Consider the following 13,129-nt stretch of genomic DNA (forward strand, 5'->3'; position numbering starts at 1 on the left):
CGAGGACGTGGACGCCGATGTCGCCCCGCCGACCTCGCGGTCTACTTCCCCGGCGTCCCGAACAAAACCTTCCGCTCCTCATCCGTCATCGGCTTCGCATACGACGCAGCCGCATCGGCGTAAACCCGCTTCGTCGCCTCGCGCTCGCCCACACGCGCGAACCAGCGCTTCAGGTTCGGCGTGTCATCGAGGTTCTGCCTGTGCGCCTCGTGCGGAACGATCCACGGGTAGATCGCCATGTCGGCAATCGTGTACGCATCGCCCGCCACGAATTCACGATCGGCCAGCCGCTTGTCCAGCACGCCATACAGCCGCGCCGTTTCGCGCGTGTAGCGGTCGATCGCGTACGGCACCTTCTCCGGCGCGTAGACATTGAAGTGGCCGTTCTGCCCGGCCATCGGGCCCAGGCCGCCCATCTGCCAGAACAGCCATTGCAGTGTTTCGGTGCGGCCGCGCAGATCGGCGGGGATGAAGCGGCCGGTCTTCTCGGCGAGGTATAGGAGGATCGCGCCGGACTCGAACAGCGAAAGCGGGCCACCGCCGTCGGCCGGCGCGTGGTCGACGATCGCGGGGATGCGGTTGTTCGGTGCGATCGCCAGGAACTCGGGCTTGAACTGCTCGCCGGCGCGGATGTCGACCGGGATGATGCGGTGTTCGAGGCCTGTTTCCTCGAGGAAAAGGCGGACCTTGTAGCCGTTGGGCGTGCCCCAGTAATGCAGGTCGATCATGTCCGGCTCCGTGCGGGGGAAGCGGCGATGCTAGGCCCCGTGCGCGACGCAGGCGTCGCGGCCGCGCGCACGCAGCGTTGCACCGGTCGATTGACCCGGTGCGAACGGGCCGCGCGCTAGCGTCGGTACGTCCCACCGGAGCGACGGCGATGCATCGACAGACCGACCGCACCACGCTGGCACGCGCGCCACGGCCGCCGCGCACGCGCAGTCGCACGCCTGAAGCCGGCCTGCCGACGCGCCTGCGGGATGCGATCGAACCCTTGCCCGACATCGACGACCCCGCATTCGCCGAAGCCTTCGATCGCTATGCGGACTGTCGCGTCGTGCTGCTCGGCGAGGCCAGCCACGGCACGTCGGAGTTCTATCGCGCGCGCGCGGCGATCACGCGTCGGCTGGTCGAGCGACACGGCTTCCGCATCGTCGCCGTCGAAGCCGATTGGCCCGATGCCGCGGTCATCGATCGCCACGTGCGGCACCGCGCACCGAATGCCGATGCCGCGCCACCGTTCACGCGCTTCCCGACCTGGATGTGGCGCAACGCGGAAGTCGCCGCGCTGTTCCGCTGGATGCGCCACTTCAACGAGCCGCGCGCCGCGCGTGACCGCGCCGGTTTCTACGGCCTCGACCTCTACAGCCTCAACGCGTCGATGCGCGCGGTGATCGACTACCTCGACGAAGTCGACCCGGACACCGCGGCCGTCGCACGCGAGCGTTACGCCTGCCTCGCGCCGTGGGCGAAGGATCCGGCGCATTACGGCCTCGCCGCGCTGACCCAGGCGCACGCGAAGTGCGAGGACGCGGTGCTCGCCATGCTGCGGGACATGCTCGAGAAACGCCTGCAATTCGCCCGCCAGGACGGCGCCGACGCCTTCGAGGCCGAACAGAACGCGCGCCTGGTCGCGAATGCCGAGAACTACTACCGCGCGATGTACCGCGGCGCCGCCGAATCCTGGAACGTGCGTGATGCGCACATGGCGGAAACGCTGATGCAGGTGCTGCGTGCGCGGGGCGAAACGTCGCGCGCCGTCGTGTGGGCGCACAACTCGCACATCGGCGACGCACGCTTCACCGAGATGGGCCGCGAACGTGGCGAACTCAACCTTGGCCAGTTGTGTCGCGAACAGTTCGGCCACGACGCCGCGCTGATCGGTTTCGGAACGCACACCGGCACCGTCGCCGCGGCGAGCGACTGGGACGCGCCGATGCGCGTCGTGCAGGTCAGGCCGTCGCTGGACGGCAGCGTCGAAAAGCAGTTCGTCGACGCCGGCGAACCCTGCGGCGTGCTGCACCTGCGTGATGTCGACGACGCGTTGCGCCACGAACTCGACAGCGAACGGCTGGAGCGCTTCATCGGCGTGATCTACCGCCCCGATACCGAACGCTGGAGCCACTACGCCGAGGTATCGCTCGCGCGCCAGTTCGACGCCTACGTATGGTTCGAGCAGACGCAGGCGGTCGACGCACGCGACGGCCCGCACGCGGGCGGCGTGCCCGACACCTGGCCGTTCGGCGTATGACGTCGCGCGCTTTGGGCCGCGGCGCCGCATGACTGGCGATCCCACCGTCATCGGGCTCGTGCCCGCGTCGTGGTTGTGGACGCTGCTCGGCGCCGTCGTCTATCCGTTGTGGCTGCTGGCAGGCGTCGCCGACGTGCTCGTGCACTGGCGCGACCGCATCGAGCGCCACACCGGCACGCACGAAACGATGATGCATGTGGCGATGTGCGTGCAGATGGGCATTCCGGTGTTGCTGGTGCTGTTCCTCGACGTCACCGCGCCGGTTTTCCTCATTGCGACGGTGGCGGTCGTGGTGCACGGCTGGACCTCGTGGCGCGATGCGCGCTTCGCCGATCGCGTGCGCCACATCGGCCCGCTGGAGCAGAAAGTCCACGTCGTGCTCGATGCGGTGCCGTGGCTGGCGCTCGCTGTTCTCGCGCTGCTGCACGCGCCGGCGCTCGCGGGCCTGGTCGGTGTCGGCGAGGCCGATTGGCGCTGGCGATGGCGCGAGCCGGCGTTCGCGCCGTGGGTGCTCGGCAGCGTGGTCACGAGCGCGATCGTGTTCGGCCTGCTGCCATCGTTGCTGGAATTGCGTCGCGCCTGGCGCACCGTGCACACGCTGTAATGCGACACGTCGCTGCGGCACACTCTGCCGGTCTTCCGAGGAACCGCCCATGTCGTCCGAGACGCTCCCCGTACCGCCGGAATTCGCCGCGCGTGCCCGTATCGACGCCGACGCCGCGCAACGCATGCGCGACGAAGCCGGGCGCGATCCGGACGCCTACTGGGCGCATATGGCGCAGCGTCTCGACTGGATGCGCGCGCCCACCCGCGTCCGCGACGTCAGCTTCAACCACGACGACTTCCGCATCCGCTGGTACGACGATGGCGAGCTCAACGCGAGCGTCAATTGCCTCGACCGCCACCTCGCCACGCGCGGCGATCGCACGGCGCTGATCTTCGAGCCGGACGATCCGTCGCGATCGGCGCAGCACGTCAGCTACCGCGACCTGCACGCGCGCGTCTGTCGCCTAGGCAACGCGCTACGCAACCTCGGCGTGCGCAAGGGCGACGTCGTCACCATCTACATGCCGATGACGGTCGACGCCGTGGTCGCGATGCTGGCCTGCGCGCGCGTCGGCGCGATCCACTCGGTGGTGTTCGGTGGTTTCGCACCGCATTCGATCGCCAACCGCATCGCCGACTGCGCGAGCAAGCTGGTGATCACCGCCGACGAAGGTCTGCGTGGCGGTAAGCGCATTCCGCTGAAGGCGAACGTCGATGCGGCATTGAAGATGCCGGGCACGAATTCGGTGGAGACGGTGCTGGTGGTGCGTCACACCGGCGCCGGCATCGACATGCAGATGCCGCGCGACCGCTGGATGCACGCGGTGGTCGAAGGCCAGCCCGATGCGTGCGAGCCGGAGCGCATGAACGCCGAGGACCCGTTGTTCATCCTCTACACGTCGGGTTCGACGGGAAAACCCAAGGGTGTGCTGCACACCACGGGCGGTTATCTGGTGTGGGCGAGCTGGACGCACGAAGCGGTGTTCGACCTGCGCGACGACGACATCTACTGGTGCACCGCCGATGTCGGCTGGATCACGGGCCACAGCTACATCGTCTACGGCCCGCTCGCGAACGGCGCGACGTCGCTGGTGTTCGAAGGCGTGCCGAATTACCCGGACACCTCGCGTTTCTGGGACGTGATCGACCGCCACAAGGTCAACATCTTCTACACCGCGCCGACCGCGATCCGCGCGTTGATGCGCGAGGGCGATGCGCCGGTGAAGCGCACGTCGCGCGCATCGCTGCGCCTGCTTGGCAGCGTCGGGGAGCCGATCAATCCAGAAGCGTGGCGCTGGTATCACGACGTGGTCGGCGATGCGCGCTGCCCGGTGGTCGACACGTGGTGGCAGACCGAAACCGGCGGCATCCTGATCTCGCCACTGCCGGGCGCCACTGCGTTGAAACCCGGTTCGGCGACGCAGCCACTGCCCGGCATCAAGCCCGCGCTGGTCGACGCGAACGGTGTGCGGCTCGACGGCGAAGCCGAAGGCAATCTCGTGCTGCTCGATTCCTGGCCCGGCCAGATGCGCACGGTGTACGGCGACCACGCACGTTTCATCGAGACCTACTTCAAGGCCTATCCCGGCATGTACTTCACCGGCGACGGCTGTCGTCGTGACGCCGACGGCTACTACTGGATCACCGGCCGCGTCGACGACGTCATCAATGTCAGCGGCCATCGCATCGGCACCGCGGAAGTCGAGAGCGCGCTGGTTGCGCATCACGCGGTGGCCGAAGCCGCGGTCGTCGGTTATCCGCACGACCTCAAGGGCCAGGGCATCCATGCCTACGTGACGCTGAAGTCGGGCATCCAATCGACCGACGCACTGCGCGCTGAACTCGTACAGAGCGTGCGTTCCGACATCGGCCCGATCGCCACGCCCGACCGCATCCAGTGGGCGCCGGGCCTGCCGAAAACGCGCTCGGGCAAGATCATGCGGCGCATCCTCCGCAAGATCGCGGAAGGCGCGCCGGACCAGCTCGGTGATACGTCGACGCTGGCCGACCCGACCGTCGTGCAGCAACTTGTCGACGGCGCGAAACAGTTCGGCTGACGCAAGTCCGGCGTTGCGTTTGAACGCGCGACTTCAGGTTGCGAGGCATTCCGCGAAATAGGCGATCGCCGCGGTGACTTTCGGCGGCGGCGTGCGTGCGAACGGGTGCAGCGCATGCACGTCGATGCTCGAACGCACTTCGTCCGCCAGCACGCGAACGAGCGCACCGCTCTCCAGATGCGGCGCGGCGAGATAGTCGGCCAGCAGCGCGAGCCCGCCGCCCGCGAGTGCGACCTGCAATTGCCCCAGCGTGCTGTCGACCGCGATGCCGCGCCCGATCGGCAACTCCAATCCCGGCACCGACCACGTGCGCGCGTGTTCGTCGTAGCGCAGGCAGTCGTGGTCGACGAGGTCGGCGGGTGTTTGCGGTAGGCCGCGTCGCGCGAGGTAGTCGGGCGACGCGACCACCGAACCGCGGATCGCGCCGAGCCGCCGCGCGACCAGGCCCGAGTCCGGCAGCCGACCGATGCGGATCGCGACGTCGTAGCGATCGCCGACGAGGTCCGCGACGGTGTCGTCCAACCGGAGTGCGACCTGCAGCTCCGGATGCCGTTCGACAAGGCCCGCCAGCACCGGTGCGACTCGGGCGACGCCGAAGCTGATCGTCGCGGTGATGCGCAGCAGCCCGCGTGGCACGTCGCTGAGCCGGCCGAGGTGCTGCTCGGCGGCATCGGCCTGTTGCACCACGCTGCGGCAGTAGGCGAGCAGTGCGTCGCCGGCTTCCGTGGCTGCGACCCGTCGCGTCGTGCGGTTGAGCAGGCGCGTGCCGAGGTGGCGCTCCAGCCGGCCGACCGCCTTGCTCACCGCGCCCTTGGTCAGACCGAGCCGGCCGCCGGCCGCGGTGAAGCCGCCGGCGTCCAGCACCGCGGCGAACACCGCCATGTCGGCCAGGCGTTCGGTCAGCCGGAGGTCGTTATTGGCATGCATGTGGAAACAAAGAAGCCACGGTCAGGCGGATTATCAACCGGACGTGCCCGCGCGAGACTGGCCGCCCATCCGAGGAGGTGCCGCCATGAAGCGTTCCGTATTCCTCAAGACCCTCGCCGCCCTGCTCGCCGGCACGCATGCCGCGGGCCCGGTCTCGGGCGCGGGCTGGCCCGACGCCGAACGTCGCCGCGTCGTCCGCAAGGCCGCCGCCCGCGATCGCGACGCGCGCCCGGCGCTGCGCCCGGCCGCCTGCCCGTGAGCGTCCGCGTCCTGCGCGGCGCCGACGTCACCGCGTCCCGACCCTGGGGCGCGGTGCCCGCGGCCGACTTCGGCGACCTCGCCGCCCGCATCCACTGGACCGACGCCGCCTACCCCTGGCACGTCAACGACGGCGCCGAGCTGTTCGTCGTCCTCGACGGCGAAGTGCTGATGCAGTGGCGCGACCGCGATGGCGCCCCGGTCGAGGAAGTCCTGCTCGCCACCGGCGACGTCTGGTCGGGCCGCGACGGCGTGGTGCACCGCGCGGTTCCGCGAGGGGAAGCGCGGGTGCTGGTGGTGGAGCGGTGGGAGGGCGAAGTGCTGGTGGATTCGGCATGACGTGCGCGCTTTAGAAGCGCGACGGCAGGTCGCTGTTGCACTTGGCGGAGCATGCGACGCAATTCCCGCGCTTCATTCACGATAGAGTCGATCCAACGCGGGGACGACTAGCGACGATGGGAATACCGGGCTGTGACGCCTCTACAACGCCGGCGGTGTCGTCCATTCTCGTGACGCCGCTGTTGTGCATCCGCCCCTTATGCGAGCAGGACCTCGATGTATATCGAGATCTCTATTGCTCGGCCGAGGCGATGGAGCAGATCGGGCCGCCACTGGTGCCCGAGGTGGCGACGGCGGCCTTCGAGGCGGCGTGTCGCCACAACCTACGTGGCGTTCCCGGGCACCGATTTTGGGCAGTTCTGTCGCGCGCTAAGCAAGAGCCCGTGGGTGTTGCCGCGTTACGTCGCAGCGGGGAGTTGTGTGAATTCGGATTGATGCTTGTGCCGCAGGCTCGCGATCGCCGCCATGCGCCCGAAGCTGTTGCGGCGATCGTGGATCACGCGTTTTCTTCGCTCGGCGTTCGCCGCTTCCGTGTGGAGTGCCTGGACAACAGCATGGTCCGGTTGGTGCGTCGCTTGGTAGCACCTCACGGGTTCCATCGCGCCGAAGCGAGTGACGGCCTCGTAGCCTGGGAGCTTCACCGTGATCAATGGCAGGGCGTCGGTGTCGATGGATAGATCGGTGAATGCGACGATGGCGGCCAAGCCCGGGCGCCTAACCTGCGTGGGTGTCGGGATGATGCTTGGAGCGCATCTCACGCCACGCGCGCGACACGAGATCGAGTGTTCGGACGTGGTTTTCGCGGCGGTGTCGGATGCAGTGGTGGAACTTTGGCTTCAAGGACTCAGGCCCGACCTGAGAAGTCTTCAGCCGCTGTACGCCGCAGACAAATCGCGACTGCAAACCTATCGCGACATGGTTCAAGTAATGATGGGCGAGGTGCGTGTCGGCAAGTCGGTCTGCGGTGTCTTCTACGGGCATCCCGGCGTATTCGCGCATGCGCCGCACGATGCGATTCTGCGTGCGCGGAACGAAGGCTTCGAGGCTTCGATGGAGGCAGCCATCAGTGCGGAAGACTGCATGTATGCCGACATGGGAATCGATCCGGGTCGCGTTGGCTGCCAGCACTACGAGGCGACGCAGATCCTGCTGTACCGGCGCCGCCTCGATCCGTCCGCATACCTGGTGCTGTGGCAGGTGGGTGTAGTCGGCGATCGAAGCTACCGACGCTCCTCGACGACCGAAGGGCATCGAAAGCTGCTGGTCGAGCGTCTTCTCGAGGATTACCCCGCCACTCATCCGGTCACCGTCTATGAGGCAGCAACGCTTCCGATTGCCGCACCGCGGATCGAGACGATAGAGCTCAGCGCATTGGTGGACACCGAGCTGCGTGCGCATTCCACCCTGGTCATTCCGCCGGCTACGGAGCTCGTGGCGGACGAGGGGATGCGTCAGCGCCTCTCGGCCTTGGACAAGGACACAGGTATGGGCTTGCGCGGGTAACGTCGCCGTGCGAAACCGTGCATCATCGCGATGCCGGCGCCGGTGCGCCGGGTCGGGATCGGCCCAGCCGGTCGCGGACACGCTCACGACATGAGGGGGAGGTTGCATGCAAGAGGTGATCCGGTTCCTTGAAGAGCTTGCCGTGTCGGGATGGACGGATGACCTCGACGCGAAATTGTTGGGCTTCCACCCCGAGGCACGGGCCGCGATTCGCGCATGTGACATCCAAGGGCTTGGCGCTCATCTCGGAGGTCGTGCGGTGATGGCGTGCATGGTGTTCACGCCCGACCGCGAGGAAGAACCGGCGCCCGGCGAAGATCAGCCGGACAGCCCGCCGGAGCAGCCGGACGGCGAGTCCATCGCCGCCTGATCGTTATATCCTCGGGATCCGTCGCCCTTGGGCGACGGATCCCGGAGGCGGCCATGATGGGTGCAATGGTGCAGCGACTCGTGCTGGCAGCAGCGCTGCTGGCCCTGCCTGCGCTCGCGTGTGCATCGTCGTACGGCGCGCGGCTCAAGGAAGCCGAGACCGTCCGGACGTCAGATCCCCGTGCGTTCCTGCATCTCCTCGATGGGCTAGAAGCCGACAAGGCACAAGCAACTCCGTCGGAGCTGCGGCAGCTACGACTGCTGCACGACTATCAGAAGATCATTTTCGGTGAGTACCAAGCCGCCATCGGTGATGCTGCTGCGCTCTTCGATCAGGCGCCGGAAGTCGATGTAAAGTTTAGGGCCGGGCTGCTGGTTACCACGGCGTCCGCTCTCAATCGCGACTTCTCGTTGGGATTGCGTTATCTGGATCGCGCGCTGTCGCTGCAGTCGCGCGTAACGGACCCCGAGCTTCGCGCCACCGGCCACGGTGTCGCAGCGGTACTTTTCAACCAGTTGGGGCAGTACGACCTCGGTCTACGTCAGGCGAGCGCGCTTTTGGCGTCGAAGCCGACAGGACGCGCCGCATGCTATGGCAGGCAGATCTGGCTGGAGTCTGCCCAAGGCCTCGGTCGTCAGCTTGACGAGGCGACGGAGATCCAGCCGGCAATCAGCGAGTGTGCTGCCGCCAAGCAACCGATTGGCACTAATGGCGTACGCACCATTCTCGCCAAGCGCTGGGCATCCTCGGGACACCGTTCGCAGGCGATCGCGCTTCTTGAGGCCAGTCTTCCGGAAGCGGAAGGCACGGGCTATTCCAGGCTGATCGGTGAAATCAAGAGTCTGCTGGCGCAATACCGACTTGAGCAGGGCAATCTCGCGCAGGCAGAAACGTTTGCCTCAGCTGTGCAGGCGATGAAAGGGCAGGATCCGATGTGGCTGCCCGGCGTCACGGCACACCACGTGCTCTATGAGGTAGCGATCAAACGTGGTGACCTCGCGGCGGCACTAGAGCAATACCGTGCGTATGCGGAGGCCGACAAGGCACGACTCGATGAGATCAAGGCCCGCGAATACGCCTTCCAGTTGAGCCGCCACGAGCTCAACCAGAAGAACCAGTCCATCGCGCTGTTGAAGAGCCAGAACCAGCTTCTGCTCCTCCAGCAGAAGGCGACGCGCGCGTCGGCCTGGAACACGCGTCTGGCCATTGCCCTGCTTCTCGTGCTCGTCGCGTCCGTCGGCTACTGGGGCTGGCGCGCGCGTCGCACCCACGGATCGCTGCGCACGCTCGCGGAAACGGACGGACTCACCGGCCTCGCCAATCGCCGCCACTTCCGTCAACGTTCCGAAGCCGCGCTCGCACTCTGCGCGCAGCGCAAGCGTCCCGCCTGCGTGTTGTTGTTCGATCTCGACCACTTCAAGCAGATCAACGACCAGTGCGGTCACTCGTCGGGCGACTGGGTGTTGCGCGAGGTGGCGCGGGTCGGGCGGCTGCATTGCCGCGAGCAGGACCTGTTCGGGCGCATCGGGGGCGAGGAGTTCGCGATGACGCTGGTCGACTGCGACGGCGAGGCGGCGATGCGCACGGCGGAGGCCTGCCGACGTGCGATCGACGCAATCGATGCATCGATTGGCGGCTGCGGCCAGCCGGTCGCGGCCAGCATCGGGGTGGTCAGCACGGCGGTCTCGGGCTACGAGTACGAAACGCTGATCGCTCACGCGGACGCGGCCATGTACCGGTCTAAGGTCGCCGGCCGCAATCGCGTGACGCTGTACGAGCGGCCGCCGGTGCCGCAGCCGGGCGTCGCGCCCGCGATTGACCGCCGCAACGCCGAGGCGATGCTCAAGCAGTACTGAGGCGCGCGGTTCCGTACGGTTTTCGCGCGGCGTCGACACGGTCGCGACATCGCGGGCGTAGCGTGAGCCGTCCGCCGACCCGCGAACGCCCGCCATGGACGAGAACCGCCGAATTGCGGACTACCTGCGTTCGACCGCCGACCTGACCGAGTACTTCCGCACCTGCAAGCAGACCGGCGACATGACGCTTGTCGAAAGCGCGCTGCGCGACATGCCGGAGTGGGCGACCTTCCACGAGGTCAAGAGCGCACTCGGCGCAGCTGGCCTGCGGTTGAGCGTCGCGCCGATGCGACCGGCGGAAAAGGTGCTGCCGGAGTACGCCGAGCGGCGGAAGGGGCCGCGTAAGCACTAGGCAGATCCAAGCGAGGCCGACGACCCACATTGGTCCGGCGCGTCACGATGACCCGCGCACGACGCACGACGCACGACGCATAACGCACGACTTACGACTTACGACTTACGACTTACGACGCGTCGCGCCCAACAAAAAACCCGCCTTTCGGCGGGTTTTTCGTGAAGCCTCGATCCTGGAGCGGGTCGCCGTAGCGACCGTCGCATCACTTGATCTTGCCTTCCTTGTACGGCACGTGCTTGCGCACCACCGGGTCGAACTTCTTGATTTCCATCTTGCCGGGCGTGTTCTTCTTGTTCTTGTCGGTCGTGTAGAAGTGACCGGTGCCGGCGGAGGAGATCAGGCGGATCTTGTCGCGCTTGGAAGCCATCGTCGTCTACTCCTCAGATCTTTTCGCCGCGGGCGCGAAGATCGGCGAGCACGGCGTCGATGCCGTTCTTGTCGATGGTGCGCAGGGCATTAGCGGAAATACGCAGCTTGATCCAGCGATTCTCCGAAGCGACCCAGAAGCGGCGCTCGTGGAGGTTCGGCATGAAGCGGCGTTTGGTCTTGTTGTTGGCGTGGGAGACGTTGTTTCCCGACACCGTACGCTTGCCGGTTACCTGGCAGACTTTGGACATTGCGCACCTCGAAAGGCTGTTGTGCTTCCCTTGGCCAGGGAGGCGGCGGCCCCGACGCGCCGGAGATCCGGGCATCACGCGATTCGGGCAGGACCCGCTGGGCGGGCGGTCGCAGGTGCCGGAAAACGCGCTTTCCGGTGGACGTCCGGGTTCCGGCCAAGGCCGGCGGACGCAGCGAGCCGCGCATTATGGCGGCCAAGGCCTTTGCGGGCAAGCACTTACAGGCGGATCCGGAGGCCGTGGCGACGCCGGGACGGCGCGGTCGTGATGGCCTTCCCGAACTCCCCGGTCGACAGACCCGCCGACCCGCCACGCGGCCGGAGCCTCGACCAGGCGCTCCGCCCACCCGGTCGCCGCCCGGGCTAGGCTGGCCGTCAGCCCTCGAGAACCTCCCATGGACGCCGAAATCACCCGCCGCGCCAGCTGCAGCTGCGGCCAGCTCGTGCTCACGTGCCGCGGCGAGCCGCTGTCGCGCGTGTCGATCTGCCACTGCCACGCCTGCCAGCGCCGCACCGGTGCGCCGTTCGGCTGGCAGGTCAGGTTTCCGCACGACGCGATCACCGCAAGCGGCGAGGCCACGCGCTACAGGCACTTCGGCGACAGCGGTCGCTCGGCCGACTTCCGCTTCTGCCCGCGCTGCGGCAGCACCGTGTGGTGGACGATGGAGCGCGATCCCGACCTCGTCGTGGTGGCGGCTGGCGCGTTCGCCGATCCGACGCTGCCGCCGCCGATCGTCGAGGTCTACACCGAGCGCCAGCACGCGTGGACGGTGATGCCGGCGCTGGCGGACATCGAACATCACCGGTGATGCGGTAAGAATCCGCAACCGGAGGTCAATCGCGCCCCGTTCCACGAAAATCGGGTGCGCGCCCCTACGCGGCGACGCGACACAACGCCCGACGCCTAGTGCGTCGCGCGATCCCGATGCCAGCCGCGATGGCGGATGTCGAGCATCAGGCTGTAGACCGCGGTGAACGCCGGGAACAGGTTCTGGATGACGCCGACCGAGTCCTGCTTCTGCGAGAACAGGAAGTAGCTCAGCGTCATCAGGCTGCCGACCACGCTCATGTACCAGAACGCGCGCGGGATGACCGGCTTGCCGGCGCGCTTGCTGGCGACGAACTGCACCAGCCAGCGTCCGCCGAACATCGCCGCGCCCACCAGGCCGATCACCTTCCACGGCGAGGCGTGCAGGCCCGTCCACGCCAGCCACGGGATCGGGCTGTTCATCACGTCGCCGACCACGCTCAGACCTCCTCGACGCCGGTCACGCGCGAGCGCTTGATCAGCCACGACACGCCGCGCAGGTCGCTGATGCCGACCAGTGCGCGATTGAGGTTGTTGTACTTGGACACGCCGCTGGCGCGGTGGCGATGGTTCACCGGCACGCTCACCGTCTTCCAGCCGGCGCGCTGCATCAGCGCGGGCAGGTAGCGATGCATGTGGTCGAAGTAGGGCAGGTCGAGGAAGGCCTCGCGCTCGAACAGCTTGATGCCGCAGCCGGTGTCGGGCGTGTCATCGCGCAGCATCCGCGAGCGGATCGCGTTCGCCCATTTCGACGCCCAGCGCTTGCTGCCCGTGTCCTGGCGGTTGACGCGCCAGCCGGCGAACAGCTTCACGTTCGACGGCGAGGCGTCGCGCTTGGCGAGCAGCTTGGGGATGTCCGCCGGATCGTTCTGGCCGTCGCCATCCAGCGTGGCGATCCACGCACCGCGCGCGGCGCGGACGCCGTTGCGCGTCGCTGTGCTCTGCCCGCTGTTCTTGATGTGCCGCACCACGCGCAGCTCCGGCGCTTCCGCCTTGAGTGCCTGCAACGCGGCGACCGTGCCGTCCTTCGAACAGTCGTCGACATAGACGATCTCGAAGTCGGTGACGCCGCGCAGTGCGGCGGTGATCTCGCGCACCAGCGAGGCGACGTTGCCTTCCTCGTTGAAGACCGGCACGACGACGGACAGCGGCAGGGAAGCGGTCATGGAACTCTCGATGGAAGCGGGGCGGCCACGTCCGTGCGGCGGGGCCAGCCGGTTGGAGCGCAATTGTCGCCGATCGTTCC

17 protein-coding genes are annotated in these 13,129 nt (G+C 67.5%); 11 read left to right on the forward strand and 6 right to left on the reverse strand.

What is annotated here, in order from left to right; translation table 11 throughout:
- Nucleotides 1-41: 41 nt before the first annotated feature.
- Nucleotides 42-728, reverse strand: coding sequence for a glutathione binding-like protein (locus ACKTTN_RS03970; protein ID WP_407908575.1), 687 nt, complete (start codon nt 726-728; stop codon nt 42-44).
- A 149-nt stretch (nt 729-877) separates the two neighbouring features.
- On the opposite strand from ACKTTN_RS03970, the gene ACKTTN_RS03975 reads away from it, so the two are divergent.
- From ACKTTN_RS03975 to acs, 3 genes are read left to right on the forward strand one after another with little or no spacing between them, the layout of a single operon-like run.
- A complete protein-coding gene (locus ACKTTN_RS03975) occupies nt 878-2,248 on the forward strand; it encodes an erythromycin esterase family protein (protein WP_407908576.1) in 1,371 nt (456 codons plus the stop codon).
- Nucleotides 2,249-2,276: 28 nt separating this feature from the next.
- Entirely contained in the window at nt 2,277-2,852 is a 576-nt protein-coding gene (locus ACKTTN_RS03980; protein WP_407908577.1) for a hypothetical protein, read from the forward strand.
- Nucleotides 2,853-2,901: 49 nt separating this feature from the next.
- Nucleotides 2,902-4,851 (forward strand): acetate--CoA ligase, encoded by a 1,950-nt coding sequence (gene acs / locus ACKTTN_RS03985; RefSeq protein ID WP_407908578.1) that lies wholly within the window; start codon nt 2,902-2,904, stop codon nt 4,849-4,851.
- Nucleotides 4,852-4,884: 33 nt separating this feature from the next.
- Here acs and ACKTTN_RS03990 read toward each other — a convergent pair whose 3' ends face one another.
- Nucleotides 4,885-5,778, reverse strand: a complete 894-nt coding sequence (locus tag ACKTTN_RS03990; RefSeq protein WP_407908579.1) for a LysR family transcriptional regulator — start codon at nt 5,776-5,778, stop codon at nt 4,885-4,887.
- A gap of 85 nt (nt 5,779-5,863) precedes the next feature.
- Between ACKTTN_RS03990 and ACKTTN_RS03995 the strand changes: the two genes are divergently transcribed.
- The 7 genes from ACKTTN_RS03995 to ACKTTN_RS04025 all read left to right on the forward strand — a co-directional run bounded on the left by ACKTTN_RS03995 (nt 5,864) and on the right by ACKTTN_RS04025 (nt 10,456).
- Nucleotides 5,864-6,037: a hypothetical protein gene (locus ACKTTN_RS03995; RefSeq protein ID WP_407908580.1), complete on the forward strand. Its 174-nt coding sequence runs from the start codon at nt 5,864-5,866 to the stop codon at nt 6,035-6,037.
- The gene (locus ACKTTN_RS04000; protein ID WP_407908581.1) at nt 6,034-6,375 is read left to right on the forward strand and encodes a cupin domain-containing protein; all 342 of its coding nucleotides are present in this window, start codon (nt 6,034-6,036) and stop codon (nt 6,373-6,375) included. The genes ACKTTN_RS03995 and ACKTTN_RS04000 overlap by 4 nt, the downstream gene beginning before the upstream one ends.
- 116 nt (nt 6,376-6,491) lie before the next feature.
- The gene (locus ACKTTN_RS04005) at nt 6,492-7,052 is read left to right on the forward strand and encodes a GNAT family N-acetyltransferase (RefSeq protein WP_407908582.1); all 561 of its coding nucleotides are present in this window, start codon (nt 6,492-6,494) and stop codon (nt 7,050-7,052) included.
- A gap of 16 nt (nt 7,053-7,068) precedes the next feature.
- Nucleotides 7,069-7,878 carry an SAM-dependent methyltransferase gene (locus ACKTTN_RS04010; RefSeq protein ID WP_407908707.1) on the forward strand — a complete coding sequence of 270 codons (810 nt, stop codon included), beginning with the start codon at nt 7,069-7,071 and terminating at the stop codon, nt 7,876-7,878.
- Between the two features lie 106 nt (nt 7,879-7,984).
- On the forward strand, nt 7,985-8,248 hold the full coding sequence (locus ACKTTN_RS04015; RefSeq protein WP_407908583.1) for a hypothetical protein: 264 nt from the start codon (nt 7,985-7,987) through the stop codon (nt 8,246-8,248).
- Between the two features lie 56 nt (nt 8,249-8,304).
- Nucleotides 8,305-10,104, forward strand: coding sequence for a GGDEF domain-containing protein (locus ACKTTN_RS04020; protein WP_407908584.1), 1,800 nt, complete (start codon nt 8,305-8,307; stop codon nt 10,102-10,104).
- Between the two features lie 94 nt (nt 10,105-10,198).
- Complete coding sequence (locus ACKTTN_RS04025; RefSeq protein WP_407908585.1) at nt 10,199-10,456, forward strand: hypothetical protein; 258 nt, start codon at nt 10,199-10,201, stop codon at nt 10,454-10,456.
- Nucleotides 10,457-10,661: 205 nt separating this feature from the next.
- Here the strand turns inward: ACKTTN_RS04025 and rpmG are convergent, their stop codons facing one another.
- Both rpmG and rpmB read right to left on the reverse strand, forming a co-directional pair.
- Nucleotides 10,662-10,826, reverse strand: coding sequence for a 50S ribosomal protein L33 (rpmG, locus tag ACKTTN_RS04030; RefSeq protein WP_027082328.1), 165 nt, complete (start codon nt 10,824-10,826; stop codon nt 10,662-10,664).
- 13 nt (nt 10,827-10,839) lie between these two features.
- Nucleotides 10,840-11,076 carry a 50S ribosomal protein L28 gene (rpmB, locus tag ACKTTN_RS04035; RefSeq protein WP_027082327.1) on the reverse strand — a complete coding sequence of 79 codons (237 nt, stop codon included), beginning with the start codon at nt 11,074-11,076 and terminating at the stop codon, nt 10,840-10,842.
- A 394-nt stretch (nt 11,077-11,470) separates the two neighbouring features.
- Between rpmB and ACKTTN_RS04040 the strand changes: the two genes are divergently transcribed.
- Complete coding sequence (locus ACKTTN_RS04040) at nt 11,471-11,884, forward strand: GFA family protein (protein WP_407908586.1); 414 nt, start codon at nt 11,471-11,473, stop codon at nt 11,882-11,884.
- A 95-nt stretch (nt 11,885-11,979) separates the two neighbouring features.
- Here the strand turns inward: ACKTTN_RS04040 and ACKTTN_RS04045 are convergent, their stop codons facing one another.
- On the reverse strand, nt 11,980-12,306 hold the full coding sequence (locus ACKTTN_RS04045; protein WP_407908587.1) for a lipid-A-disaccharide synthase N-terminal domain-containing protein: 327 nt from the start codon (nt 12,304-12,306) through the stop codon (nt 11,980-11,982).
- Nucleotides 12,307-12,323: 17 nt separating this feature from the next.
- On the reverse strand, nt 12,324-13,049 hold the full coding sequence (locus tag ACKTTN_RS04050) for a glycosyltransferase family 2 protein (protein WP_407908588.1): 726 nt from the start codon (nt 13,047-13,049) through the stop codon (nt 12,324-12,326).
- Nucleotides 13,050-13,129: the final 80 nt, after the last annotated feature.

This window comes from Lysobacter claricitrinus, assembly GCF_045866565.1.
Taxonomy (GTDB): Bacteria; Pseudomonadota; Gammaproteobacteria; order Xanthomonadales; family Xanthomonadaceae; genus Cognatilysobacter; species Cognatilysobacter claricitrinus.

Excerpts from the sequence above, each read along its gene's own strand:
- ACKTTN_RS03995 (WP_407908580.1), top strand. The coding sequence starts at position 5,864 with ATGAAGCGTTCCGTATTCCTCAAGACCCTCGCCGCCCTGCTCGCCGGC.
- ACKTTN_RS04010 (WP_407908707.1), top strand. The coding sequence starts at position 7,069 with ATGGCGGCCAAGCCCGGGCGCCTAACCTGCGTGGGTGTCGGGATGATG.
- acs (WP_407908578.1), top strand. The coding sequence starts at position 2,902 with ATGTCGTCCGAGACGCTCCCCGTACCGCCGGAATTCGCCGCGCGTGCC.
- ACKTTN_RS04045 (WP_407908587.1), bottom strand. The coding sequence starts at position 12,306 with ATGAACAGCCCGATCCCGTGGCTGGCGTGGACGGGCCTGCACGCCTCG.
- ACKTTN_RS04040 (WP_407908586.1), top strand. The coding sequence starts at position 11,471 with ATGGACGCCGAAATCACCCGCCGCGCCAGCTGCAGCTGCGGCCAGCTC.
- ACKTTN_RS04015 (WP_407908583.1), top strand. The coding sequence starts at position 7,985 with ATGCAAGAGGTGATCCGGTTCCTTGAAGAGCTTGCCGTGTCGGGATGG.
- ACKTTN_RS03980 (WP_407908577.1), top strand. The coding sequence starts at position 2,277 with ATGACTGGCGATCCCACCGTCATCGGGCTCGTGCCCGCGTCGTGGTTG.
- rpmB (WP_027082327.1), bottom strand. The coding sequence starts at position 11,076 with ATGTCCAAAGTCTGCCAGGTAACCGGCAAGCGTACGGTGTCGGGAAAC.
- rpmG (WP_027082328.1), bottom strand. The coding sequence starts at position 10,826 with ATGGCTTCCAAGCGCGACAAGATCCGCCTGATCTCCTCCGCCGGCACC.
- ACKTTN_RS04050 (WP_407908588.1), bottom strand. The coding sequence starts at position 13,049 with ATGACCGCTTCCCTGCCGCTGTCCGTCGTCGTGCCGGTCTTCAACGAG.
- ACKTTN_RS03975 (WP_407908576.1), top strand. The coding sequence starts at position 878 with ATGCATCGACAGACCGACCGCACCACGCTGGCACGCGCGCCACGGCCG.
- ACKTTN_RS04025 (WP_407908585.1), top strand. The coding sequence starts at position 10,199 with ATGGACGAGAACCGCCGAATTGCGGACTACCTGCGTTCGACCGCCGAC.
- ACKTTN_RS03990 (WP_407908579.1), bottom strand. The coding sequence starts at position 5,778 with ATGCATGCCAATAACGACCTCCGGCTGACCGAACGCCTGGCCGACATG.
- ACKTTN_RS04005 (WP_407908582.1), top strand. The coding sequence starts at position 6,492 with ATGGGAATACCGGGCTGTGACGCCTCTACAACGCCGGCGGTGTCGTCC.
- ACKTTN_RS03970 (WP_407908575.1), bottom strand. The coding sequence starts at position 728 with ATGATCGACCTGCATTACTGGGGCACGCCCAACGGCTACAAGGTCCGC.
- ACKTTN_RS04020 (WP_407908584.1), top strand. The coding sequence starts at position 8,305 with ATGGGTGCAATGGTGCAGCGACTCGTGCTGGCAGCAGCGCTGCTGGCC.